The sequence below is a fragment of the Kluyvera intermedia genome (assembly GCF_034424175.1).
GTDB lineage: Bacteria > Pseudomonadota > Gammaproteobacteria > Enterobacterales > Enterobacteriaceae > Kluyvera > Kluyvera intermedia.
Genome location: NZ_CP139986.1, coordinates 4475658 through 4502065 on the forward strand (window position 1 = coordinate 4475658; position 26408 = coordinate 4502065).

A 26408-nucleotide genomic window follows, 5' to 3' on the forward strand; every position below is an offset into this window, starting at 1 on the left:
TAATAAAAAAGGGAGCCGAAGCTCCCTTTTTTATTCTGCGCTGCGAAGTGAAATCTCTCCGCCAAGCCACGGTTTAATTATTCCATCTTGCTCAAGTAATAATGCCCCCTGAGTATCAATGCCGCGAGAAATACCAAAGATCTCTTTATCGCCAATAATTAACTTAACCGGGCGGTTAATAAAGTTATCCAGCTTGTCCCAGCGATGCAGATAGGGCGCCAGCCCTTCTTGTTCGAAAACGCGTAAAGCATCATGCAGTTCATTAATCAGGCGGGCGGCCAGAATATTACGGTCGATAACAATGCCAGCCTCCTGCAGGTTAATCCAGCCCTGGTTAATAACGTCGTTCTCAACCCGACGCATCACAAGATTGATACCTGCACCAATGACAATGTGCGCCGCATCCCCTGTTCTCCCGATGAGTTCAACCAGAATACCCGCTAGCTTACGATCATTCAGATAAAGATCATTTGGCCATTTTACGCGAACTTTATCAGCCCCAAGTTCTTGTAAAACTTCGGCCATGACAATGCCAATGACAAGACTAAGACCGATTGCGGCAGCAGGCCCCTGCTCTAAACGCCAAAACATGGAAAGATATAGATTCGCACCAAAGGGGGAAAACCATTTTCGCCCACGTCGACCACGCCCTGCCTGCTGATATTCAGCAACACAGGCATCGCCAGATTGCAGTTCGGTAATACGATCCAGAAGATACTGGTTGGTTGAATCAATTACGGGAAGGACAGTAACGTTTCCATAATTGACTTTATTGCGAATACGTTCGGCATCCAGTAATTGGATAGGCTCAGGCAGACTGTAACCTTTTCCAGGGACGGTAAAAACATCGATACCCCAGTCACGCAAGGTCTGAATATGTTTATTAATGGCCGCTCGGCTCATGCCTAGCTGCTCACCCAATTGCTCACCTGAGTGGAAATCACCATCAGCAAGTAGAGAGATGAGGATTAATGGAACAGTATTATCTTTCATTTAATGACCTCAACCGCACTAACTTCACCCGAACTACCAATAAAACGGACTTCCGGCTCCAGCCAGACGTTGAATTTTTCGCCGACTTGCTGGCGAACATAGTGGGCCAATCTGACAACATCCTGGCTCTGAGCATGTTCAACGTTAATCAAAACCAGCGCCTGTTGTTGGTGCACTGCTGCACCACCTTCGATATGGCCTTTCAATTGGCATTGATCGATGAGCCAACCAGCAGCTAATTTAACGCTACCGTCCTTTTGCAGGTAATGTGGTGCTTTCGGGAAATTTGCCAGCAATGTTTCGGCGTATTCACCGCTAACAACGGGGTTCTTAAAGAAGCTACCGGCGTTACCATTGACCTTAGGATCCGGCAGCTTAGTCATGCGCATATTGCATACAGAATCGAAAACATCTCGTGGAGTGACAGTTTCAGGATCCAACTTAGTGAGATCGCCGTAGGTCAGAACGGGCTTCCAGGTTTTAACCAAACTGAAACCGACGGCAACAATGACAAAACGGCCCTGATAAGCATGCTTGAAGATGCTATCGCGATAACCGAACTGACATTCAGCCGCGGACAGACGTTTTCGTTCGCCCGTAGCAAGTTCAAGGCAGTCAACATATTCGCAAACGTGTTGCAATTCGACGCCATAGGCACCGATATTTTGAATTGGAGAAGATCCAGCACAGCCCGGGATCAGTGCAAGATTTTCCAAACCAGGCATGTTGTTATCTAATGCAAAACGGACTAATTGATGCCAGTTTTCCCCGGCATTAACATGTAAATGCCATGCTTCTGCAGTTTCCGTCACCTCAATGCCTTTAAGGCGGTTAAGGATGACGGTACCAGAAAAGTCTTCCAGAAACAGGACATTGCTCCCTTCACCCAGAATTAAAACCGGTAACCCTTCACGGGTAGCGTGTTGCCAGGCATTTAATAATTGTTGTTCATTTTCCGCGCATACGATGTGTTTTGCACAATGGTCAATGCCGAAGGTGTTCAAGGGTTTTAAGGAGTGGGTCATGGCTGCTTTCCTGAGGCTAAATCGACGACAGTTTACCGTATCTGCACGGGGAAGGCTTGCGGTTATGTGAAGAGGAGTAGTGTAGCCGATATAATGGCTGGGATTTTCACCGTATGTTGGTGGGGGCTGGGAATTTTTGGTTCAGATCCACCCCGGAGTCGGTGTAAACGCCTTATCCGGGCTACCGGACGGGGCTGTTGTCGCCCGGGCGAACGCAGTGACGCCGGGATTTTATCCGCCTTTCATTTCGCACACACGCAAAAAAGCCCATCCGGCAGGATGGGCTTCTTCACTATTTGATGCCTGGCAGTTCCCTACTCTCGCATGGGGAGACCCCACACTACCATCGGCGCTACGGCGTTTCACTTCTGAGTTCGGCATGGGGTCAGGTGGGACCACCGCGCTAGTGCCGCCAGGCAAATTCTGTTTATCAACACGCATCTCTGCATGTCGATTTAATCTGTCTCAAGCTGAATATTGTGTCTCTCTACCTACAAAACACCTTTGGCGTTGTAAGGTTAAGCCTCACGGTTCATTAGTACTGGTTAGCTCAACGTATCGCTACGCTTACACACCCAGCCTATCAACGTCGTAGTCTTCAACGTTCCTTCAGGACTCTCAAGGAGTCAGGGAGAACTCATCTCGGGGCAAGTTTCGTGCTTAGATGCTTTCAGCACTTATCTTTTCCGCATTTAGCTACCGGGCAATGCCATTGGCATGACAACCCGAACACCAGTGATGCGTCCACTCCGGTCCTCTCGTACTAGGAGCAGCCCCCCTCAATTCTCCAGCGCCCACGGCAGATAGGGACCGAACTGTCTCACGACGTTCTAAACCCAGCTCGCGTACCACTTTAAATGGCGAACAGCCATACCCTTGGGACCTACTTCAGCCCCAGGATGTGATGAGCCGACATCGAGGTGCCAAACACCGCCGTCGATATGAACTCTTGGGCGGTATCAGCCTGTTATCCCCGGAGTACCTTTTATCCGTTGAGCGATGGCCCTTCCATTCAGAACCACCGGATCACTATGACCTGCTTTCGCACCTGCTCGAGCCGTCACTCTCGCAGTCAAGCTAGCTTATGCCATTGCACTAACCTCCTGATGTCCGACCAGGATTAGCTAACCTTCGTGCTCCTCCGTTACTCTTTAGGAGGAGACCGCCCCAGTCAAACTACCCACCAGACACTGTCCGCAACCCGGGTAACGGGTCTACGTTAGAACACCAGCCATTAAAGGGTGGTATTTCAAGGTTGGCTCCATGCAGACTGGCGTCCACACTTCAAAGCCTCCCACCTATCCTACACATCAAGGACCAGTGTTCAGTGTCAAGCTATAGTAAAGGTTCACGGGGTCTTTCCGTCTTGCCGCGGGTACACTGCATCTTCACAGCGAGTTCAATTTCACTGAGTCTCGGGTGGAGACAGCCTGGCCATCATTACGCCATTCGTGCAGGTCGGAACTTACCCGACAAGGAATTTCGCTACCTTAGGACCGTTATAGTTACGGCCGCCGTTTACCGGGGCTTCGATCAAGAGCTTCGCCTTACAGCTAACCCCATCAATTAACCTTCCGGCACCGGGCAGGCGTCACACCGTATACGTCCACTTTCGTGTTTGCACAGTGCTGTGTTTTTAATAAACAGTTGCAGCCAGCTGGTATCTTCGACTGATTTCAGCTCCATGGGTAAACCACTTCACCTACATATCAGCGTGCCTTCTCCCGAAGTTACGGCACCATTTTGCCTAGTTCCTTCACCCGAGTTCTCTCAAGCGCCTTGGTATTCTCTACCTGACCACCTGTGTCGGTTTGGGGTACGATTTGATGTTACCTGATGCTTAGAGGCTTTTCCTGGAAGTGCGGCATTTGTTACTTCAGCACCGTAGTGCCTCGTCATCACACCTCAGCGTTAATAAGAGTCCGGATTTACCTAAACTCTCCGCCTACATGCTTAAACCGGGACAACCGTCGCCCGGCTAACATAGCCCTCTCCGTCCCCCCTTCGCAGTAACACCAAGTACAGGAATATTAACCTGTTTCCCATCGACTACGCCTTTCGGCCTCGCCTTAGGGGTCGACTCACCCTGCCCCGATTAACGTTGGACAGGAACCCTTGGTCTTCCGGCGTGCGGGTTTTTCACCCGCATTATCGTTACTTATGTCAGCATTCGCACTTCTGATACCTCCAGCACCCCTCACAGGACACCTTCAACGGCTTACAGAACGCTCCCCTACCCAACAACACATAGTGTCGCTGCCGCAGCTTCGGTGCACAGTTTAGCCCCGTTACATCTTCCGCGCAGGCCGACTCGACCAGTGAGCTATTACGCTTTCTTTAAATGATGGCTGCTTCTAAGCCAACATCCTGGCTGTCTGAGCCTTCCCACATCGTTTCCCACTTAACTGTGACTTTGGGACCTTAGCTGGCGGTCTGGGTTGTTTCCCTCTTCACGACGGACGTTAGCACCCGCCGTGTGTCTCCCGTGATAACATTCTTCGGTATTCGTAGTTTGCATCGGGTTGGTAAGTCGGGATGACCCCCTAGCCGAAACAGTGCTCTACCCCCGAAGATGAGTTCACGAGGCGCTACCTAAATAGCTTTCGGGGAGAACCAGCTATCTCCCGGTTTGATTGGCCTTTCACCCCCAGCCACAAGTCATCCGCTAATTTTTCAACATTAGTCGGTTCGGTCCTCCAGTTAGTGTTACCCAACCTTCAACCTGCCCATGGCTAGATCACCGGGTTTCGGGTCTATACCCTGCAACTTAACGCCCAGTTAAGACTCGGTTTCCCTTCGGCTCCCCTATTCGGTTAACCTTGCTACAGAATATAAGTCGCTGACCCATTATACAAAAGGTACGCAGTCACCCTGATAAATCAAGGCTCCCACTGCTTGTACGTACACGGTTTCAGGTTCTGTTTCACTCCCCTCGCCGGGGTTCTTTTCGCCTTTCCCTCACGGTACTGGTTCACTATCGGTCAGTCAGGAGTATTTAGCCTTGGAGGATGGTCCCCCCATATTCAGACAGGATACCACGTGTCCCGCCCTACTCTTCGAGTTCACAACACATGCATTTTTGTGTACGGGGCTATCACCCTGTATCGCCGGACTTTCCAGACCGTTCCACTAACACACATGCTGATTCAGACTCTGGGCTGCTCCCCGTTCGCTCGCCGCTACTAGGGGAATCTCGGTTGATTTCTTTTCCTCGGGGTACTTAGATGTTTCAGTTCCCCCGGTTCGCTTCATTACGCTATGTATTCACGTAATGATAGTGTGTCGAAACACACTGGGTTTCCCCATTCGGAAATCGTCGGTTATAACGGTTCATATCACCTTACCGACGCTTATCGCAGATTAGCACGTCCTTCATCGCCTCTGACTGCCAGGGCATCCACCGTGTACGCTTAGTCGCTTAACCTCACAACCCGAAGATGTTTCGTAAAACATTCCGCGTTGCGAAAATTTGAGAGACTCGAACACACCGCTTATCTGTTCTTATTACGGAGAACAGATACAGTGTGTCGTTTCAATTTTCAGCTTGATCCAGATTTTTAAAGAGCAAATATCTCAAACGTAACTCACTGAGTTAGTTTTGAGATATCGATGGGTTGTGCCTTTCACTCACGACCAGCAAGTGGCGTCCCCTAGGGGATTCGAACCCCTGTTGCCGCCGTGAAAGGGCGGAGTCCTAACCGCTAGACGAAGGGGACACGATGTGTCACGACTTCGCAGCCGTCTTGCTCATTACTTCTATCAGACAATCTGTGTGGACACTTCAAAGGTCGGTTCTTTAAGGTAAGGAGGTGATCCAACCGCAGGTTCCCCTACGGTTACCTTGTTACGACTTCACCCCAGTCATGAATCACAAAGTGGTAAGCGCCCTCCCGAAGGTTAAGCTACCTACTTCTTTTGCAACCCACTCCCATGGTGTGACGGGCGGTGTGTACAAGGCCCGGGAACGTATTCACCGTAGCATTCTGATCTACGATTACTAGCGATTCCGACTTCACGGAGTCGAGTTGCAGACTCCGATCCGGACTACGACATACTTTATGAGGTCCGCTTGCTCTCGCGAGGTCGCTTCTCTTTGTATATGCCATTGTAGCACGTGTGTAGCCCTACTCGTAAGGGCCATGATGACTTGACGTCATCCCCACCTTCCTCCAGTTTATCACTGGCAGTCTCCTTTGAGTTCCCGGCCGAACCGCTGGCAACAAAGGATAAGGGTTGCGCTCGTTGCGGGACTTAACCCAACATTTCACAACACGAGCTGACGACAGCCATGCAGCACCTGTCTCAGAGTTCCCGAAGGCACTAAAGCATCTCTGCTAAATTCTCTGGATGTCAAGAGTAGGTAAGGTTCTTCGCGTTGCATCGAATTAAACCACATGCTCCACCGCTTGTGCGGGCCCCCGTCAATTCATTTGAGTTTTAACCTTGCGGCCGTACTCCCCAGGCGGTCGACTTAACGCGTTAGCTCCGGAAGCCACGCCTCAAGGGCACAACCTCCAAGTCGACATCGTTTACGGCGTGGACTACCAGGGTATCTAATCCTGTTTGCTCCCCACGCTTTCGCACCTGAGCGTCAGTCTTTGTCCAGGGGGCCGCCTTCGCCACCGGTATTCCTCCAGATCTCTACGCATTTCACCGCTACACCTGGAATTCTACCCCCCTCTACAAGACTCTAGCCTGCCAGTTTCGAATGCAGTTCCCAGGTTGAGCCCGGGGATTTCACATCCGACTTGACAGACCGCCTGCGTGCGCTTTACGCCCAGTAATTCCGATTAACGCTTGCACCCTCCGTATTACCGCGGCTGCTGGCACGGAGTTAGCCGGTGCTTCTTCTGCGAGTAACGTCAATCACTGCGGTTATTAACCACAATGCCTTCCTCCTCGCTGAAAGTACTTTACAACCCGAAGGCCTTCTTCATACACGCGGCATGGCTGCATCAGGCTTGCGCCCATTGTGCAATATTCCCCACTGCTGCCTCCCGTAGGAGTCTGGACCGTGTCTCAGTTCCAGTGTGGCTGGTCATCCTCTCAGACCAGCTAGGGATCGTCGCCTAGGTGAGCCATTACCCCACCTACTAGCTAATCCCATCTGGGCACATCCGATGGTGTGAGGCCCGAAGGTCCCCCACTTTGGTCTTGCGACGTTATGCGGTATTAGCTACCGTTTCCAGTAGTTATCCCCCTCCATCGGGCAGTTTCCCAGACATTACTCACCCGTCCGCCACTCGTCACCCAAGAGCAAGCTCTCTGTGCTACCGTTCGACTTGCATGTGTTAGGCCTGCCGCCAGCGTTCAATCTGAGCCATGATCAAACTCTTCAATTTAAGTGTTTGATGCTCAATAAATTAAACTTCGTAATGAATTACGTATGTTCACTCGTTGAGACTTGGTATTCATTTAGCGTCTTGCGACGTTTAAGAATCCGTATCTTCGAGTGCCCACACAGATTGTCTGATAAATTGTTAAAGAGCAGTGCAACACGGCTTTCGCTCACTGTTGCGAGGTGGCGTATATTACGCTTTCCTCTTTCAGAGTCAACCGTTTAATTTCGCTTTTCTCTGTCGGCGTTCTCTTAAGAACCCCTGATGACCCGGCGGCTTGCTTGCCGTTGTTCCGTCTCAGTGGGGCCGCATTATAGGGAGAAATTGAGAACCCGCAAGCATAATTCTGAAAAAAGTTTTCGTTCGCTCAATTTCCAGGCAACACGTCGAATTAGCGCCCTATTTGCGCGAAAGTTGCGCGATTTCTTTGGCAAAACCCGCTACCTGCTCCCAGTCGGTATACACCACTTCTTTACTGGTATCCGTTTCACCGCCAGTCATCTTCATAATCAGGCGGATCATGAAGCGGTCAAACCATCCGTATCGCGGATAACGCAATGCTCCAGCGAATACTGCGCTGGTATCTGGATGCCACGGAGAACGCAACAGAAACTTGCGGGTATAGCTATTAGTCTGCGGAGAACGCTTCTCTGGTTTACGGGCCACCAGATTTACCGAGAAGAATGCACTTGGCACCGCCTGCAATGCCGTCGCGTACTTTTTCACAAAGCGATCAAGAGCAGGATGGAAATGACCGTAGCGAATAGAAGCACCAATGATGACCCGGTCGTACAGCTGCCACTCAATATTATCTGTACGGTTCAGATCAACCATCGCCGTATCCACCCCCAGTTCATGCAACTGTGAGCAAAGGTAGGCGGCAATTTCGCGCGTCTGCCCATCACGGGTAGAAAAGAGCATTAATGTTTTCAACGCTAACTCCTGTTATTCGCGCCAGAATGTTGGGGTAAACAGCACCAGCAGCGTAAAGACTTCAAGACGACCAAACAGCATATTCGCGATAAGGATCCACTTCGCCACCGGATTCATGCTGGCAAAGTTATCCGCCACCACACCCAGTCCAGGGCCAAGGTTGTTTAACGTTGCGACAACTGAGGCAAATGCCGAGAAGTCATCCACACCGGTAGCGATGATTGCCAGCATGCTTATAATGAAGACCAGTGCATAGGCCGAGAAGAAGCCCCACACCGCTTCAAGAATACGTTCAGGTAGCGCACGATTACCCAGCTTAATGCTGTATACCGCATTCGGGTGGACGAGACGTTTGAGTTCACGGTTCCCCTGTTTAAACAGCAGCAGGATACGAATGACCTTCAATCCCCCACCAGTTGAACCGGCGCAACCACCGATAAATGCGGAGCACAGTAACAGCACCGGCAAGAATAAAGGCCAACGTGCAATACTGTCGGTGGTGAAACCCGCCGTCGTCGCCATCGAAACAACCTGGAAGAAAGCCTGGTTTAGCGTCGTCACCGCCGACGCGTAAATATCGTGGAACCACAACACCAACGTACAGATAACCACCAGCGTGAGCTGCACGCCGATAAACATACGGAATTCCGGGTCACGCCAGTAGACCTTCAGGCTACGTCCACTGAGCAAAGAGAAGTGCAGACCATAGTTACATCCTGAGATCAGCAGGAAGATAGCAATGATGGTGTTGATGGTTGGACTATTAAAGAAGCCGACGCTGGCGTCATGCGTTGAGAAGCCGCCGATAGCAATCGTTGCAAAGCTGTGGCCGATGGCGTCGAACGCTGGCATTCCAGCAAACCATAAAGCCAATGCACACGCGACCGTCAGCAAGACATAAATAAGCCACAGCGTTTTTGCCGTTTCAGCGATACGCGGACGCATCTTGTTGTCTTTTAGCGGGCCGGGCATTTCCGCCCGATAAAGCTGCATTCCCCCTACGCCGAGGATAGGCAGAATCGCCACGGCAAGCACGATGATCCCCATCCCGCCAAACCACTGCAGCATCTGTCTATAAAAGAGGATCGCGTGAGGCAATGAGTCCAGCCCCACCAATGTTGTCGCCCCGGTGGTCGTTAACCCCGAAAACGATTCAAAAAACGCATCGGTCACCGTCAGGTTAGGTTGCTCAGAGAAGATAAAGGGCAGCGCACCCACGCTCCCCAGCACCGTCCAGAACAACACAACAATCAAAAATCCTTCACGGGATTTCAACTCACCCTTCTCACGGCGGTTTGGCCACCATAGCAGCGAGCCAATCGCCAGCGCAACGAAAAAGGTTTGAGTAAATGCGCGCCCGGCGCCATCGCGGTAAATCAAAGCCACCAGGCCCGGCAGGATCATTGTCCCCGAGAATAAGATGACCAGAAGTCCAACAATTCGAGTAATGGCACGAAAATGCATTTCCGGCGCGTCCTTTGATATTCAAAAAAATTCAGGAGGGGATTATTCGTCAATCGCTAACAAATGCAATGAACCACGGCTAAAATCTGCCAGTCTTGCTGAAAATTCAGGCACTTTTGCCTTAGGAAGCGCCACTCGAAGTTGCACCGATGCCTGATAGTCGCTGGAAACGATTTGTCCCGCATACTGCCCGACGAGCGTTTCAATACCCGCAAGCTGACCGTATTCACATAAAAGAGTATATTCGGTTAACGGCGTTTTGAGCTGCGTGATCAGCAGATTCAGTGCCTGCTGTACTCCGCCACCATAGGCTTTGACCAGCCCGCCAGTTCCCAACAAGATCCCGCCGTAGTAGCGCACGACTACGGCGGTAATTTCACCCACACCGCTCCCCATCAACTGAGCAAGCATGGGTTTCCCGGCCGTACCTGCCGGTTCACCATCATCAGAGAAACCAAGTTGCTGTGAGTCATCAGGTCTGCCCGCGACCCACGCCACACAATGGTGGCGGGCATCCGGGTGTTCAGCCCTAACCGACTCGACGAACGCTTTTGCCGCGTCCACCCCATCAGTATGCGCTAACAGGGTGATAAAGCGGCTCTTCTTGATCTCTTCAACAAAGGTGACCGGTTCGGCCGGTATTCGCCAGCTATCCATTACGCCAGTTTCAGATCACGCGTCATGTTTTCGACATTGTTCTCGTGGATTACCACGTTATCTTCAATACGAATGCCGCCGAAAGGCTTGAGCGCTTCAATTTTCTGCCAGTTGAAATGCTTGCTGTACTGACCTTCACGCCATGGTGCAAGCAGAGACTCAATGAAGTAGATGCCCGGCTCGATGGTCAATACCATGCGCGGCTCCAGTACACGCGTGCAGCGCAGGTACGGGTATTTCGATGGTGCCGCCAGATGCGTACCGGAGTCATCCTGCATAAAGCCGGCAGCATCATGAACCTGCAGACCCAAAGGGTGACCAATGCCGTGTGGCATAAACGGCCCGGTCAGGTCGTTCTCAACCATGGCTTCTTCGCTCATGTCGGTCACGATCTGATGTTTACGCAGCAGCTTAGCAATACGCTGATGGAACTGAATGTGGTAATCCACATAGCTGGTACCCGCTTTCATGGTCGCAATCAGCGCCAGTTGCTCGGTATTCACATCTTTAATGAGCTGCGCAAAGTCGTTATCACTGTGCGCCGCCCAGGTACGCGTCAGGTCAGCGGCATAGCCGTTGTACTCGGCGCCTGCATCAAGAAGGAAACTGCGCGACTCTGATGGCGCACGATGATCTAACTTGGTGTAGTGCAATACGGAGGCATGTTCATTCAGCGCCACAATGTTGCCGTAAGGCACATCGATATCACGATGACCGGTAGCCGTCAGGTATGCGAGGTTGATATCAAACTCGCTCATGCCGGAACGGAACGCTTCTTCTGCCGCATGATGCCCGTTAACCGCCATTTTCTGCGCTTCACGCATACACGCCAGCTCATAATCGGTTTTATAGGCGCGATAGTAGTGCAGATAATCGATTACCGGTTTTGGGTTGATATTATTTGCCGCGATGCCTAAGCCCAACGCACGTTCCGGAACCGGACCAATATAGCCAATGTTGCCACGGGCCGCAGGCAGCTGGCTGCCAATACCGTCTGCTTTCGGCAGCGCGATTACTTCAACATCATCAGTCCAGAACGAGGTTGGCAACGGTTCAACGTTGTGCCAGTAATCAACCGGCAGATAGAACCACAGCTTCGGTTTATTGACACCGTCCACCAGCAACCAGCAGTTCGGTACCTGGGTTACCGGCACCCACGCTTTAAACTGCGGGTTGACCTTGAACGGATACGCGTGGTCATCGAGAAAAACATTCATCAGCTCGCCGGAGTGGATAAGCAACGCATCAAGCTTGAAACGCTCGAGTGCATTACGCGCCCGCTCTTGTAAGGTAACAATATGATTTTTATAGAGTGCGGCCAGAGATTCCATTATTTATCCTTCTGAATATTTACCCTCAAGTTTCCGCATATTAGCACACCTCACCCACCCTGCGTGATTTCCACCGGGCGTGATCGCGCCAGCAAATATTTAAAGACTCATTTGCATTTATTTAACACAAAATACACACTCGAGTTTATCTGGTACGACCAGATCACTTTGCTGGATTCAGGAGACTGACATGCTCTACAAAGGCGACACCCTGTACCTCAACTGGCTGGAAGATGGCATTGCCGAACTGGTGTTCGATGCCCCCGGCTCCGTTAACAAGCTAGATACCGCGACCGTAGCCAGCCTCGGCCAGGCGCTCGACGTCCTCGAAAAACAAAAAGAGCTGAAAGGGCTGGTGCTACGCTCTGAAAAGGCGGCTTTTATTGTCGGTGCGGATATTACCGAATTCCTTTCGTTGTTCCTGGTACCTGAAGAACAGTTCAGCCAGTGGCTGCATTTTGCCAATAGCGTCTTTAATCGTCTGGAAGATTTGCCGGTTCCAACCCTTTCCGCCATTAACGGTTATGCGCTCGGCGGCGGCTGCGAATGTGTGCTGGCGACCGACTACCGCCTGGCGACACCGGATCTGCGCATCGGCTTGCCAGAAACCAAGCTAGGCATTATGCCGGGCTTTGGCGGCTCAGTACGTCTGCCGCGCCTGCTGGGTGCCGATAGCGCGCTGGAGATCATTGCTGCCGGTAAAGATGTCAGCGCGGAGCAAGCACTGAAACTCGGTTTGGTCGATGGCGTCGTTAAACCGGAGAAACTGTTCGACGGTGCGCTGGCGGTACTGCGTCAGGCCATCAACGGCGACCTCGACTGGAAAGCCAAGCGTCAGCCAAAGCTTGAACCCCTCAAGCTCAGCAAGATTGAAGCCACCATGAGCTTCACCATCGCCAAAAGCATGGTGATGCAGACGGCGGGCAAACACTACCCAGCGCCAATCACGGCGGTGAAAACTATCGAAGCGGCAGCCCGTTTTGGCCGTGAAGAAGCGCTGAATCTGGAAAACAAAAGTTTTGTTCCACTGGCCCATTCCAATGAAGCCCGTGCGCTGGTCGGCATTTTCCTCAACGACCAATTCGTGAAAGGTCAGGCGAAGAAACTGACCAAAAATACCGAACCACCAAAACATGCTGCGGTACTTGGTGCTGGCATTATGGGTGGCGGGATTGCTTACCAGTCAGCCTGGAAAGGCGTGCCGGTGATTATGAAGGATATTAATGAGAAGTCGCTGGCGCTCGGCATGAATGAAGCCAGCAAGCTGCTCAACAAACAGCTGGAGCGCGGTAAGATCGACGGTCGGAAGTTGGCAGGGGTCATTTCTACCATTCAGCCGACGCTGGACTACGCAGGCTTTGACCGGGTTGATGTCGTCGTTGAAGCGGTCGTGGAAAATCCGAAGGTGAAGAAAGCCGTACTGGTCGAGACCGAGCAAAAAGTTCGTCCGGACACAGTGCTGGCGTCCAACACTTCAACGATTCCTATCGGTGATCTGGCCGATGCGCTTGAACGCCCGGAAAACTTCTGCGGGATGCACTTCTTTAACCCAGTACACCGTATGCCATTGGTTGAGATTATCCGTGGCAAGAAAACCTCGGATAGTACCATCGCCAAAGTGGTCGCCTGGGCAAGCAAAATGGGCAAAACGCCAATTGTGGTTAACGACTGCCCTGGCTTCTTCGTCAACCGCGTCCTGTTCCCGTACTTTGCCGGTTTCAGCCAGTTGCTGCGCGACGGTGCGGATTTCCGCAAAGTCGATAAAGTCATGGAGAAACAGTTCGGTTGGCCTATGGGCCCAGCTTACCTGCTCGATGTGGTTGGTATTGATACCGCCCACCATGCACAAGCCGTGATGGCCGCCGGTTTCCCGCAGCGTATGCATAAAGACTATCGCGATGCCATCGACGCACTGTTCGATGCCAGCCGCTATGGACAGAAAAACGGTCTGGGCTTCTGGCGTTATAAAGAAGACAGCAAAGGTAAACCGAAGAAAGAAGAAGATCCTGCGGTGGATAGCCTGCTGGCCGACGTATGCCAGCCTAAACGCGACTTCAGTGAAGAAGAGATTATCGCCCGCATGATGATTCCGATGGTCAACGAAGTAGTGCGTTGCCTAGAAGAAGGCATTATCGCAAGCCCGGCAGAAGCCGACATGGCGCTGGTCTACGGCCTCGGCTTCCCTCCATTCCACGGCGGAGCATTCCGCTGGCTGGATACGCTTGGCAGCGCGAAGTATCTCGATATGGCGCAGCAATATCAGCATCTCGGCCCATTGTATGAAGTCCCGGCCGGGCTGCGCGACAAAGCGCGTCATAACGAAGCGTATTATCCCCCGGTTGAACCCGCCCGCCCGGCTGGTGAGCTGAAAACGGCTTAAGGAGTCACGATGGAACAGGTTGTTATTGTTGATGCAATTCGTACCCCGATGGGCCGCTCGAAAGGGGGCGCGTTCCGCAACGTACGTGCAGAAGATCTCTCCGCCCATTTGATGCGTAGCCTGCTGGCACGCAACCCGGCGCTTGAAGCGGCGGCTATCGATGACATCTATTGGGGCTGCGTGCAGCAAACGCTGGAGCAGGGCTTCAACATCGCCCGTAACGCTTCATTGCTGGCGGAGATCCCGCATTCAGTTCCGGCGGTTACCGTTAACCGCCTCTGTGGTTCTTCAATGCAAGCTCTGCACGATGCGGCACGCATGATCATGACCGGCGATGCGCAGGTCTGTCTGGTCGGCGGCGTCGAGCACATGGGCCACGTGCCGATGAGTCACGGTGTGGATTTCCATCCGGGCATGAGTCGTACCGTTGCCAAAGCCGCGGGGATGATGGGTCTGACGGCTGAAATGCTCTCACGTATGCACGGTATTAACCGTGAAATGCAGGATGCTTTCGCCGCACGTTCTCACGCGCGAGCCTGGGCTGCAACCCAGTCCGGTGCCTTTAAGAATGAAATTATTCCAACCGGCGGGCACGATGCAGATGGTGTACTGAAACAGTTTAATTACGATGAAGTTATCCGCCCGGAAACGACCGTTGAGGCGCTTTCTACCCTGCGTCCAGCATTCGATCCGGTAACCGGTACAGTTACCGCCGGGACATCTTCCGCGCTCTCCGACGGGGCTTCCGCCATGCTGGTGATGAGCGAAAGCCGCGCACGGGCATTGGGATTAACCCCTCGCGCACGTATTCGCTCAATGGCCGTGGTGGGCTGCGACCCTTCCATCATGGGTTATGGTCCGGTTCCAGCCTCAAAGCTGGCGCTGAAAAAAGCCGGTCTAACCGCCAGCGACATTGATCTGTTTGAGATGAACGAAGCGTTTGCCGCACAGATCCTGCCGTGCATTAAAGATCTGGGGTTGATGGAGCAGATCGACGAGAAGATCAACCTTAACGGTGGGGCTATCGCCCTGGGTCATCCGCTAGGGTGTTCCGGTACGCGTATCACCACCACCCTGCTGAATCTGATGGAACGCAAAGACGCCCAGTTTGGTCTGGCGACCATGTGTATCGGGTTGGGTCAGGGGATCGCGACCGTTATCGAGCGCGTATAAAAACGCGCTCGATAACGCAAACATTATCATTACTGTAGGCCGGGCAAGCGCAGCGCCCCCCGGCAAACATGCCGGATGGCAACGCTGCGCGTTTTATCCGGCCTACAGCACAAAAAAGTTTAATTGCCGTTCTTCCCGCCTGTCAGGGGCGGGTTTTTTATTCGTCTATCAGATAAATGCAAACGCATCGCCAAACAGGCGGTCTTCCCGCGCCTGGCGTTCGTTACAGAACAAGTCACGGGCAATTTTCGCCATTTCAAAGCGACCTGCGATGTAGATATCGTGCTCCGCCAGCGTACCGTAATCCTGCAATACCGCCGTCAAAACAGTCCCAGAACGTCCGCGCCAGCCTTCTTCAGGCTGTTCAACCACCGGTTCAACACGCAGATTAGGGTGAGTCACCGACAACGCTTCCAGCTCGGAGAGATCGTAAAGATGCTTCTCTTCACGGCCGCCCCAATAAATCGTCACATCACGATTCGGGTTACGCGCCAGCGCGGTCAGTAGAATTGAGCGCACATATGAGAAGCCAGTCCCACCTGCAATCAGCACCAGCGGACGATCGTCTTCATCGCGAAGCCAGGCCTCGCCGTGCGGGATATCCACCACCACTTCACGATCTTTCAGAATACGGTCCATGACCGCCATCGCGTACAGATTTAGCTCTGAAGCGCCGATATGCAGCTCAATAAACGCTTTTTCATCCGGCGTAGAGGCCATGGAGAACGGGCGTTTGTCGCGCTCATCCATTACCACCATCAGATACTGCCCGGCGCGGAATGAGAAGGCGGCGTCGGGCACTAAACGAACGCGATATACCGTATCGGTAATGGCATCCACCGAAGTCACTTTACAGCTTAAGGTTGTCATGCGCTCCCTCTGTCGGGTCTTTCCCCATCCATAAAGTCAGGGAATATATTTATCATTTATCGTCGGAAAAAATGGCCAGCTCGTCCCAGATGTCATCAATGCGCGCCGTAACGGCGGGATCTTTCTTGATCGGACGGCCCCACTCGCGCTGGGTTTCCCCAGGCCACTTATTGGTGGCATCCAGCCCCATTTTCGACCCCAGACCGGAAACCGGCGAGGCGAAATCAAGATAATCAATCGGCGTATTTTCTACCAGCACGGTATCCCTCGCAGGATCCATACGGGTCGTAATCGCCCATATCACATCGTTCCAGTCACGTGCGTTCACATCATCATCGCAGACAATCACGAATTTTGTGTACATAAACTGGCGTAAAAACGACCATACGCCCATCATCACGCGTTTTGCATGTCCGGCATACTGCTTTTTCATGGTGACGACGGCAAGGCGGTATGAACAACCTTCCGGCGGCAAGTAGAAATCGACAATCTCCGGGAACTGTTTTTGCAGAATTGGCACGAAGACTTCATTCAGCGCCACACCTAACACTGCGGGTTCATCGGGTGGACGTCCGGTATAGGTGGAATGATAAATAGCGTCTTCGCGCTGGGTAATATGCGTCACGGTAAAGACCGGGAAACTATCCACTTCGTTGTAATAACCGGTGTGATCACCATACGGGCCTTCCGGCGCGAACTCACCCTGCTCGATGTAACCTTCAAGGATAATCTCAGCGCTGGCCGGAACTTCCAAATCGTTGGAAAGACACTTCACCACTTCGGTTTTGGTGCCACGCAGCAGGCCAGCAAAAGCATACTCGGAGAGAGTGTCCGGCACCGGCGTCACCGCGCCAAGAATGGTCGCAGGATCGGCACCCAACGCGACGGAAACCGGGAACCGCTCACCAGGATGAGCCGCACACCACTCCTGAAAATCAAGCGCGCCGCCGCGATGCGACAGCCAGCGCATAATCAGTTTATTTTTGCCAATCACCTGCTGGCGATAGATACCCAGATTCTGCCGTTCTTTGTGTGGCCCACGGGTCACCGTCAGCCCCCACGTAATCAGTGGTGCAGCATCTTCGGGCCAGCAGGTCATCACCGGAATGCGGGATAAATCGACGTCATCTCCAGAGATAACTTTTTGCTGGCAAGGCGCGCCGCGCAGCCGTTTGGTCGGCATGTTCAGTACTTGCTTAAACTGCGGCAGCTTGTCGTACAGATCGCGGAAACCTTTTGGCGGCTCAGGCTCTTTCAGGAAGGCTAATAACTTACCCACTTCACGCAACGCGCTGACATCTTCCTGCCCCATGCCCATTGCCACACGTTTTGGCGTGCCGAACAGGTTACACAGCACCGGCATGGAATAACCTTTGGGATTCTCGAACAGCAATGCAGGCCCACCGGCACGAAGGGTGCGGTCGGCAATTTCGGTAATCTCCAGATGGGGGTCAACCGGGAGGCTAATACGTTTTAGTTCGCCCTGCTGCTCAAGTTGTGTCAGAAAGTCGCGCAAGTCATGGTATTTCATGGGGTAATTATTGGCCTCCTGGTAAGCGCCTCATTATACGGCGAATGGGTCCGTGATGCTGTATTTTTGTTAAATTAGCGTAAATTAAAGCAGCGATAATCAACGTCGCGATTTAGCCGCACTTTTGTTATGCTTCCGCGTTAAATAGCAAAAAAGAGTCATTATGCAAGCCTGGTATTTACTGTACTGCAAACGCGGGCAACTTCAGCGTGCCCAGGAACATCTTGAACGACAGGCGGTAAACTGCCTGACGCCGATGATCACCCTGGAAAAAATCGTGCGCGGCAAACGCACCTCAGTCAGTGAGCCACTGTTCCCGAACTATATGTTTGTGGAATTTGACCCAGAAGTCATTCATACCACTACCATCAACGCCACCCGCGGCGTAAGCCACTTTGTGCGTTTTGGGCTTCATCCGGCGACGGTACCGTCAACGGTTATCCACCAGCTTTCGCTTTATCAGCCAGATGACGTTACCGATCCGGAAACCCCCTATCCTGGCGACAGCGTTGTCATTACCGAAGGCGCGTTCGAAGGGTTACAGGCCATCTTTGCCGAGCCGGACGGCGAAGCGCGCTCTATGCTGCTGCTCAACCTGCTTAACAAGCAAATCAAGCAGAGCGTTAAGAACACCGACTTCCGTAAATCCTGATTTAAAAGTCGATATTAAACAACTGTCTGGCATTGTTGTCTGTGACGGCTTCCAGCCATTGTGCCTCTTCCCCACGCCATTGGGCAACGCGAGTCAGAATATGCGGCACAAACGCCGGTTCATTACGACGCGATGCCGGCTTTGGCGTCATATCGCGCGGCAAAAGATACGGTGCATCCGTCTCCAGCAGCAGGCGATTGGCCGGGATCATCGGTAACATCTCGCGCAGCTCCAGCCCCCGACGCTCATCGCATACCCAGCCGGTAATGCCGATAAACAACCCGTGATCCAGACAAGCCTGCAATTCATCCCGCGTACCGGTAAAGCAATGCAACACGGCACCCGGCAGATGGTCCAGCCAGGGCTCCAGCAGCGCAAAGAAGCGATCGTGCGCGTCACGACAGTGCAGGAATACCGGCATCCCCAATTCAGCAGCCATCGCCAACTGGGCGCTAAAAGCGGTTTCCTGTTCCGCAGGCGTTGAGAAATTACGGTTAAAGTCCAGACCGCACTCGCCCACCGCCACCACTTCCGGTTTATTGACCAGCGTATAAATAGCGTCTGCGACTTCCGGTGACCAGCTGCTGCTGTCATGCGGGTGCACGCCTGCGGTAGACCAGCAAAGTTCAAATCGTTCTGCCAGCCGCTGGGCTTCTTCACTCTCATGACGGTTGGTACCAGTCAACAGCATACCGTGTACGCCAGCGGCGCGGGCGCGGGTGACCACCTCGTCGCGATCGCTGGAAAACTGTGAACTCGTTAAATTAACACCGATATCAAACATCATGGCTCCCATATGACAACCGCCCTGACGGGCGGTTGGTTATTCTTCAGTTTCTTCTGCTTGCGCGTCTTCCTCACGCGTTGCTCGCTTCCCGGCGTAGAAGCGGGAGAAAAACAGTCCCACTTCAAACAGACAGTACATCGGGATGGCCAGCAACGTTTGCGAGAACACATCCGGTGGCGTCAGCAGCATGCCAACCACGAATGCGCCGACCAGCACGTACGGACGCTTCTTGCGCAGGTCGTCTGGCGTGGTGACACCAACCCAACACAACAAGACAATCGCCACAGGCACTTCAAACGATACGCCAAACGCAATAAATAGCGACATGACGAAGTCGAGGTAGCTCTTAATATCGGTTGAGACCAGCACCCCAACCGGCGCAGTGTGCGTCAGGAAGCCGAAGGCCAGTGGGAACACCACGAAATAGGCGAACGCCATACCGGTATAAAACAGCAAAGTACTGGAGACCAGCAGCGGTACCACCAGACGACGCTCATGCTTGTACAGCGCAGGCGCAACAAACGCCCATACCTGGTACAGGATGACCGGCGCCGAGAGGATAAGCGAGACCATAAAAGTCAGCTTGATTGGCGTGAAAAACGGTGACGCCACATCGGTTGCGATCATCGTCGCACCCTGCGGCATCTGTTTAATCAGCGGTGCCGACACCAGTTGATAGATATCATTGGCGAAGTAAACCAACGCCAGAAAAATGACAATGACCGCAATAATGCAATTGAGCAGGCGCTTACGCAGCTCAATCAGATGAGCGATCAACGGTTGAGTATCTTCTACGCTCATGTCTACGGTTTATCACTCGATGCGGGGGATGAATCAGGAACGGCGGCGGTAGAGACTTTCTCTTTCTCTACCGGTTTGACCACGATAGTCTCAGGCTCTGAGGCTTCAACGTGCTGCGAAACCGGCTCCTCAGACGGTGCCACCTGCGGCTCAGCCGTAACCGGCTGTGCGGCGTCCTTATCCTTCACCACAGGGTTATGGATAGTATTGGCCTCGTCACTCGCCTTTTCAGGATCGTGCGCTGAGTAAGAACGCTTCATAGACTCTGCCGCTTCACGCAGTTCGTCCATAGAAGCCTTCAGCTCAGGCGTCAGACTATCCAGACTCGCTTTCTCCACTTTCTTCAGGCTGTCCTGAAACTCCTGGAGTTTAAGCTCCTGCGTCAGCTCATTTTGTACGGTTGCCGCCAGCGAGCGCAGTGCTCTGATCCAGCCAACAACCGTCTTCACTGCTACCGGTAGTCGTTTTGGCCCCAACACCACAAGGCCAACAATAAACACCAGCAACAGTTCACTGAAACCAATATCAAACACGAATTACACCTGCTCGTTGTCGTGGCGTTTCGCTTCGTCTTTCTTCGCACTTTCCTGCTTATCAGTAATTGATTGCGCAGTGAAGTCTGCATCCTGGCTCGGTTTGTCTTTCTTGTCGTCTTCATCACCCATGGCTTTTTTGAAGCCTTTGATAGACGCGCCTAAATCCGACCCAAGTGAGCTCAGCTTTTTAGTCCCAAAAAGCAGAACCACGATAACGACGATAATCAGCAACTGCCAAATACTAATACCACCCATACAAGTTCCTCTGATAGATGATGAAATAATCAGCGTGCATTATACGTTATGCAACGCCCTGTTAGCGACGCAAAAATCAGCGCGTCTTCCGCCAGCCTGCAAGCCATACCACCAGACCTCCGGCCATAAGCCATGCGGGTGTTAGCCCCCATTCCGGACGGTAAACCAGTAACACTGTACCGCTCAGGAGTAAAACCGCACCTATACCAAAGAGATAACGCGATTGCCCCTGCCGGATATGATGCGTTGCCATGTCTTGTGAAATCTTCGCCAGGCTAGCTTGCATCTGTTTACTCTGACGCAGGCTGTCGTACACCAACTCAGGGATTTCCGGCATTTTTTCGATCCAGAACGGTGCTTTGTCTTTCAACGCCCGGAACAATGCAGGAATCCCCACCTGATCCTTAATCCATGACTCAAGGAAAGGTTTCGCCGTCTTCCATAAATCTAACTGAGGATAGAGCTGACGTCCTACCCCTTCTACGTAAAGTAATGTCTTTTGCAGTAACACCAGTTGTGGTTGCACTTCCATATTGAAGCGGCGAGCGGTGTTAAACAGGTTTAACAACACGTGACCGAAGGAAATTTCTGCCAGCGGTTTTTCAAAGATGGGTTCGCACACGGTACGGATAGCAAACTCAAACTCTTCAACGCTGGTGTCCGCCGGTACCCAGCCAGAATCCACATGTAGCTCTGCCACCTTGCGGTAGTCGCGGTTGAAGAAGGCGATAAAGTTTTCCGCTAGATAGCGCTTATCGTCTTTATTTAACGAGCCGACAATACCGCAGTCGATACCGATGTACTGCGGATCTTCCGGGTGTTCGTAGCTGACGAAAATATTCCCCGGGTGCATGTCGGCATGAAAGAAGCTATCGCGGAATACCTGAGTGAAGAACACCTGCACACCACGTTCAGCCAGCAGTTGCATGTTGGTATTTTGCTTTTCCAGCGTCTCGATATCAGACACCGGGATGCCGTAAATACGCTCCATCACCAGCATATCAACGCGGCAGTAGTCGGAGTAAATCTCCGGCACATAGAGCATCGGGCTATTTTCAAAATTACGACGCAGCTGAATAGCGTTAGCGGCTTCACGCAGCAGGTTTAATTCATCAAGCAACGTTTTTTCATAGTCACGGACGACTTCCAGCGGGCGCAGTCGACGACCATCTGGCAGCAGGCGTGGAACCCAGCGAGCCAGCCGGTAGATAAGTTTCATATCCGCTTTGATGACCGGCAAAATGTCCGGACGGATAACCTTAATCACCACTTCCCGACCATTCTCTTTCAAGCGTGCCGTATGCACCTGAGCAATCGAAGCGGAAGCCAGCGGTTCAATATCAAAATCATCGAACCAGCTTTCGACGGGAATATCCCCCATCGATTTTTCAATTTGCTGTTTTGCCAGCTTGCCATCAAACGGTGCCACGCGATCTTGTAGCATCACCAGTTGGTCGGCAATTTGCGGCGGGAAAAGGTCGCGGCGGGTAGAGAGCATCTGGCCGAACTTGATCCACACCGGGCCAAGTTCCTGGAGCGCTAACCGCAGGCGGTCACCCAACGGTTTATCCTTGTGGCGATTCGGCATCCAGAACAACAACCGACGTCCAATACGCAGCGGCAGCGTGATTCGCATTTTGGGAATCAGCTCATCTAGCCCGTAGCTCAAGAAGGTGCGGATGATAAAATACAGGCGCCGTAATTCTCCTGGCGTCATTTCTCCTCCAGTTTTTCCAGCCGTTTGGTCAGGGCAGCAAGCTCTCGCTCCACGGCCATCGCTTCTTCAGCAAACCAGGCCACTTCTAATGCTCCCGGAGCAAGACGCCACTCTTCTGTGAGCGCTTCAGCAACATACTGCTGCTGGCGCGCCAGGCCATGCTGCAAAAATTTCATACCGCCACGCAGGGCTTTGCTGACGCCTTCGGCCGCAATATCTCCGGTATATGGCGCTAAAAGCTCAGCCGGGTCAAATTCGGCAAGATCAGCCAGCGACACCAGATTCTGCACCACCTGAAGATCGCCCTGTACTTCGAGGTCATTATTACGAATAAGCGCAGTCAGTTGCTGGCGGTTACGCAACTGCGGCAGCACGCTAGCGCGGGTCATCACGGTACAGTCAGCATCGCCTTCCCATGCGCCCAGTACGTCAACCTGACGCTCGCTGAAAACTAACACTAGCGGTGAGGTGAACTCTTTAAGTTCAATGCGCAGTACTTTACCAATAAGACGCTGACGAGCAGGTTTTAACGCCTTCTCACGCCACAGCAGCGCGTTGATGGCGGTCTCAATGCTGCCGGTTACTAAAGGTTTCAACGGCATAGCAGCCTCTCAATCAGAATTTATAGCCACGGTGCAGCGCGACGATCCCAGCCGTCAGGTTGTAGTAATCTACGTTTTCCAGACCCGCATTTTGCATCATCTCTTTCAGGGTATCCTGATTCGGATGCATACGGATGGATTCAGCCAGATAGCGGTAGCTGTCTGCATCGTTCGCGACCATTTCGCCAATGCGCGGCAGAATATGGAACGAGTAAGCATCGTAAGCTTTGCTCAGGGGGTCAATAACCGGCTTGGAGAACTCCAGCACTAACAGGCGGCCACCTGGCTTCAGTACGCGATACATGGAGCGCAGCGCTTTGTCTTTATCAGTGACGTTACGCAGGCCAAAAGAAATGGTGATGCAGTCAAAGGTGTTATCCGGGAATGGCAGCGCTTCTGCGTTCGCCTGAACGTATTCTACGTTACCCACTACGCCAATATTACGCAGCTTTTCACGACCCATTTTCAACATCGAGTCGTTAATATCAGCCAGCACGACGCGCCCGGTTTCGCCCACCATACGCGAGAATTTCGCCGTCAGGTCACCGGTACCGCCCGCCAGATCGAGAACTGTCTGTCCACGGCGCACGCCGCTGCAATCAATGGTAAAACGCTTCCAGAGACGATGAATACCGAATGACATCAGGTCATTCATAACATCGTATTTTGCGGCGACAGAATGGAATACATGCGCCACCATGTCTACCTTCTGATCTTTGGCAATTGTTTGAAAGCCAAAGTGCGTCGTTTCTTGTGAATCCTCAACCATCTCTATGCCTGCTTATCAAGAAAATGTTCATGGAGTGTAACAGATTGGGCACGATTGCCCTACGATTCCACCCCGTTACGAAATCGCCGGTAGCGCTGAATTAGCGGTGTTCTGCCGCTAACGGATTGTCATCATTCAACTCTTCATCATCACGCAGTCGGAACTCATCATCCTGCGAGGTCGCTTGCTCGACGAGATCGGGGTTGATCTCGCGCTTCACCTCGACGCCAAGATGACGGAACGCCTCCGCCTGAGACAACACGTTACCCCGCCCCGAGGTGAGTTTTTTCATCGCCTGACGGTAGTTATCCTGCGCTTTTTCGAGACTCTGGCCGATCGACGACATATCATCAACGAAGAGGCGCATTTTGTCATATAAGCGGCTGGCGCGTTCAGCAATATGTTGCGCATTACGGCTTTGATGCTCATAGCGCCACAGATTAGCAATAGTACGCAACGCCACCAGCAGCGTAGTGGGACTGACCAGCATAATGTTATTTTTTAACGCTTCGCTGATCAATTCTGGCTGGCGGTCGAGCGCCAGCAAAAATGCCGGTTCGACAGGAATAAACATCAGGACGTAGTCCAGGGAGCGCAGCCCCGGCAACTGTTGATAATCTTTACGCCCCAACAGACGAATGTGTTTACGTACCGCCGCAATGTGCTCTTGCAGAGCCGCTTCACGCGTATAGTCATCTTCAGCGTTAAAATAGCGCTCGTAGGCCACCAGCGTCATCTTGGCGTCTACCACCACATCCTTACGGTGCGGGAGGCGGACAATAACGTCCGGCTGCATGCGGGAGCTGGCGTCGGTGTTAATGCTGACCTGGGTTTCATACTCATGACCTTCGCGTAGGCCAGAAGCTTCCAGAACGCGGGTGAGAACCACTTCGCCCCAGTTACCCTGGGTTTTGTTATCCCCTTTTAGCGCCCGGGTCAGATTGACTGCTTCCTGCGCCATTTGGGCATTCAACTGTTGCAGATTACGAATTTCATGCGCCAACGTGTGGCGCTCACGCGCTTCCTGACCAAAGCTGTCCTGAACCTGACGACGAAAACCATCAAGCTGTTCACGTAACGGCGTCAACAGGCCGTGTAGACTTTGACGGTTTTGTTCATCCACCCGACGATTGCTCTGCTCAAAGATACGGTTGGCGAGGTTCTCAAACTGCTCGCTCAGGCGTTGTTCGCTGTTGAGCATCAGGCAGTGTTTTTCATCACCGTGCTGGCGAGTGGTCTCCAGCAACGTGGTCACTTCGCGCAGATCGACTTCGAGCGACGAGTTGATTTCTCGCAGGCTACGCAGCTCGTTGTTAAGCAGTTCACACTCTTCGCGCCAGTGGGCGTTCTGGGCAATGTGTTGTTTCGCGGCACTTAATTCACCGTACACATCTCGCTCTTCCGCCAACTGCTCGGCACGCTGATGCGCCACACGATAGCTCGCAGCCAGCCAGCCAATCGCTATGCCCGCCAACGCCACTAACGCATAAATCACCACGGCAATATCCACAACGCCCCCTACTTAAACCGGTTATCTGCACAAAATAGAATTGTGCTGTATAAACGTCCAGTTTTAAAGCAGTTTCCTGCGAGCCGCTGCGCAAAAAGAAAAAGGCCGAACAAGTCGGCCTTTTACGAAGGAGAGGAAAACTACAGCAGGCGACGCGCCGCTTCTACCACGATTTTCACCGCGTGGCTTTCGGTCTTCTTCATGGTCTCTGCGTTAGGAATTTCCTGCTGGGTGCGGTTGACGATAACGCCAGCAACCATCCCCGCGCGCAGACCCTGGCTTGAGCACATGGTCAGCAGGGTAGCGGATTCCATTTCGTAGTTCATCACGCCCATTGACTGCCACTCTTCCATCGAACCTTTGTAGTTTCTCACTACGCGGCCAGAGAAGGTGTCATAGCGTTCCTGACCTGGGTAGAAGGTGTCTGATGATGCAGTCACGCCCACATGAGTGGTCGCGCCGATAGCTTTCGCCGCTTCAACCAGCGCAGAGGTACAGGCGAAATCAGCAACCGCTGGGTATTCCATTGGGGCAAAATGCAGGCTCGCGCCGTCAAGACGGACGGATGCGGTAGTCACCAGTACATCGCCAACGTTGATGTGCGGCTGAATAGCGCCGGTGGTGCCCACACGCAGGAAAGTGCGGATACCCAGCTGTGCCAGTTCTTCCACGGCAATAGAGGTAGACGGGCCACCGATACCGGTCGAGCAAACGATGACTGATTTGCCATCCAGTTCAGCACGCCAGGAGGTAAATTCACGATGAGATGCCAGTTTTACCGGCTTATCCATCAGCGCGGCGATCTTTTCCACACGCTCCGGGTCACCGGGGACGATCGCAAGCGTAGCCCCTTGTAAATCGTTTTTAGTGAGGCCGAGATGAAAAACATCAGACTTGGACATAAAGAACTCCTCTGTGGTTTAAGTTTTGCAGAAGAAGCAAAAATGTACTTTATAGAAGACCACGATACTTTTTCGTGACTACCATCACTAAGGAATAAAAATATTACATTAAATTCCATGCAATTAGTGATTCACATCACATTAACAAGTTATTGTGATCGTCAGCTGCACAAAAATACGC

At 52.5% G+C, this 26408-nt stretch carries 20 protein-coding genes, 1 tRNA gene and 3 rRNA genes; 3 read left to right on the plus strand and 21 right to left on the minus strand.

Features of this window, described 5'->3' with window-relative positions; all coding sequences use genetic code 11:
• Positions 1-30 precede the first annotated feature (30 nt).
• The 10 genes from birA to pepQ form a co-directional block, all read right to left on the minus strand.
• Positions 31-993 (minus strand): bifunctional biotin--[acetyl-CoA-carboxylase] ligase/biotin operon repressor BirA, encoded by a 963-nt coding sequence (gene birA, locus U0026_RS21520; protein WP_062779866.1) that lies wholly within the window; start codon positions 991-993, stop codon positions 31-33.
• A complete protein-coding gene (gene murB, locus U0026_RS21525) occupies positions 990-2018 on the minus strand; it encodes a UDP-N-acetylmuramate dehydrogenase (RefSeq protein ID WP_062779864.1) in 1029 nt (342 codons plus the stop codon). The genes birA and murB overlap by 4 nt, the downstream gene beginning before the upstream one ends.
• 301 nt (positions 2019-2319) lie before the next feature.
• Positions 2320-2435: ribosomal RNA gene (rrf, locus tag U0026_RS21530) — 5S ribosomal RNA — on the minus strand.
• Between the two features lie 97 nt (positions 2436-2532).
• Positions 2533-5442: ribosomal RNA gene (locus tag U0026_RS21535) — 23S ribosomal RNA — on the minus strand.
• Between the two features lie 217 nt (positions 5443-5659).
• Positions 5660-5734 (minus strand) — tRNA-Glu (locus tag U0026_RS21540).
• Between the two features lie 86 nt (positions 5735-5820).
• Positions 5821-7360: ribosomal RNA gene (locus U0026_RS21545) — 16S ribosomal RNA — on the minus strand.
• The 16S, 23S and 5S rRNA genes sit together here with 1 tRNA gene alongside, the layout of an rRNA operon.
• 396 nt (positions 7361-7756) lie before the next feature.
• Positions 7757-8290 carry a menaquinone-dependent protoporphyrinogen IX dehydrogenase gene (hemG, locus tag U0026_RS21550; protein ID WP_062777466.1) on the minus strand — a complete coding sequence of 178 codons (534 nt, stop codon included), beginning with the start codon at positions 8288-8290 and terminating at the stop codon, positions 7757-7759.
• Between the two features lie 12 nt (positions 8291-8302).
• A complete protein-coding gene (trkH, locus tag U0026_RS21555) occupies positions 8303-9754 on the minus strand; it encodes a Trk system potassium transporter TrkH (RefSeq protein WP_062777464.1) in 1452 nt (483 codons plus the stop codon).
• Between the two features lie 42 nt (positions 9755-9796).
• Positions 9797-10411, minus strand: a complete 615-nt coding sequence (locus tag U0026_RS21560) for an IMPACT family protein (RefSeq protein ID WP_062777462.1) — start codon at positions 10409-10411, stop codon at positions 9797-9799.
• Complete coding sequence (gene pepQ / locus U0026_RS21565; protein ID WP_062777460.1) at positions 10411-11742, minus strand: Xaa-Pro dipeptidase; 1332 nt, start codon at positions 11740-11742, stop codon at positions 10411-10413. The genes U0026_RS21560 and pepQ overlap by 1 nt, the downstream gene beginning before the upstream one ends.
• A gap of 190 nt (positions 11743-11932) precedes the next feature.
• Between pepQ and fadB the strand changes: the two genes are divergently transcribed.
• The gene (fadB, locus tag U0026_RS21570; RefSeq protein WP_062777458.1) at positions 11933-14122 is read left to right on the plus strand and encodes a fatty acid oxidation complex subunit alpha FadB; all 2190 of its coding nucleotides are present in this window, start codon (positions 11933-11935) and stop codon (positions 14120-14122) included.
• Between the two features lie 9 nt (positions 14123-14131).
• On the plus strand, positions 14132-15295 hold the full coding sequence (fadA, locus tag U0026_RS21575; RefSeq protein ID WP_062777456.1) for an acetyl-CoA C-acyltransferase FadA: 1164 nt from the start codon (positions 14132-14134) through the stop codon (positions 15293-15295).
• A gap of 168 nt (positions 15296-15463) precedes the next feature.
• On the opposite strand, the gene fre is transcribed toward fadA, so the two are convergent.
• Positions 15464-16165 (minus strand): NAD(P)H-flavin reductase, encoded by a 702-nt coding sequence (gene fre, locus U0026_RS21580; RefSeq protein WP_062777454.1) that lies wholly within the window; start codon positions 16163-16165, stop codon positions 15464-15466.
• Between the two features lie 52 nt (positions 16166-16217).
• Positions 16218-17696, minus strand: a complete 1479-nt coding sequence (gene ubiD, locus U0026_RS21585) for a 4-hydroxy-3-polyprenylbenzoate decarboxylase (RefSeq protein ID WP_062777453.1) — start codon at positions 17694-17696, stop codon at positions 16218-16220.
• A 163-nt stretch (positions 17697-17859) separates the two neighbouring features.
• Between ubiD and rfaH the strand changes: the two genes are divergently transcribed.
• The gene (rfaH, locus tag U0026_RS21590; protein ID WP_062777451.1) at positions 17860-18348 is read left to right on the plus strand and encodes a transcription/translation regulatory transformer protein RfaH; all 489 of its coding nucleotides are present in this window, start codon (positions 17860-17862) and stop codon (positions 18346-18348) included.
• Between the two features lies 1 nt (position 18349).
• On the opposite strand, the gene tatD is transcribed toward rfaH, so the two are convergent.
• From tatD to udp, 9 genes are all read right to left on the minus strand, one after another.
• Complete coding sequence (gene tatD / locus U0026_RS21595; protein WP_164717425.1) at positions 18350-19144, minus strand: 3'-5' ssDNA/RNA exonuclease TatD; 795 nt, start codon at positions 19142-19144, stop codon at positions 18350-18352.
• 27 nt (positions 19145-19171) lie between these two features.
• The gene (gene tatC, locus U0026_RS21600; protein ID WP_062777447.1) at positions 19172-19936 is read right to left on the minus strand and encodes a Sec-independent protein translocase subunit TatC; all 765 of its coding nucleotides are present in this window, start codon (positions 19934-19936) and stop codon (positions 19172-19174) included.
• Between the two features lie 2 nt (positions 19937-19938).
• The gene (gene tatB, locus U0026_RS21605) at positions 19939-20469 is read right to left on the minus strand and encodes a Sec-independent protein translocase protein TatB (RefSeq protein WP_062777446.1); all 531 of its coding nucleotides are present in this window, start codon (positions 20467-20469) and stop codon (positions 19939-19941) included.
• Positions 20470-20472: 3 nt separating this feature from the next.
• Positions 20473-20727 carry a Sec-independent protein translocase subunit TatA gene (gene tatA / locus U0026_RS21610; protein ID WP_062777444.1) on the minus strand — a complete coding sequence of 85 codons (255 nt, stop codon included), beginning with the start codon at positions 20725-20727 and terminating at the stop codon, positions 20473-20475.
• A gap of 76 nt (positions 20728-20803) precedes the next feature.
• On the minus strand, positions 20804-22444 hold the full coding sequence (gene ubiB / locus U0026_RS21615) for a ubiquinone biosynthesis regulatory protein kinase UbiB (protein WP_062777442.1): 1641 nt from the start codon (positions 22442-22444) through the stop codon (positions 20804-20806).
• Positions 22441-23046, minus strand: coding sequence for a ubiquinone biosynthesis protein UbiJ (gene ubiJ / locus U0026_RS21620; RefSeq protein ID WP_062777440.1), 606 nt, complete (start codon positions 23044-23046; stop codon positions 22441-22443). The genes ubiB and ubiJ overlap by 4 nt, the downstream gene beginning before the upstream one ends.
• Before the next feature lie 13 nt (positions 23047-23059).
• The gene (ubiE, locus tag U0026_RS21625) at positions 23060-23815 is read right to left on the minus strand and encodes a bifunctional demethylmenaquinone methyltransferase/2-methoxy-6-polyprenyl-1,4-benzoquinol methylase UbiE (RefSeq protein ID WP_062777438.1); all 756 of its coding nucleotides are present in this window, start codon (positions 23813-23815) and stop codon (positions 23060-23062) included.
• Between the two features lie 100 nt (positions 23816-23915).
• A complete protein-coding gene (rmuC, locus tag U0026_RS21630) occupies positions 23916-25325 on the minus strand; it encodes a DNA recombination protein RmuC (protein ID WP_062777434.1) in 1410 nt (469 codons plus the stop codon).
• A gap of 140 nt (positions 25326-25465) precedes the next feature.
• A complete protein-coding gene (gene udp / locus U0026_RS21635; RefSeq protein WP_062777432.1) occupies positions 25466-26227 on the minus strand; it encodes a uridine phosphorylase in 762 nt (253 codons plus the stop codon).
• Positions 26228-26408 lie beyond the last annotated feature (181 nt).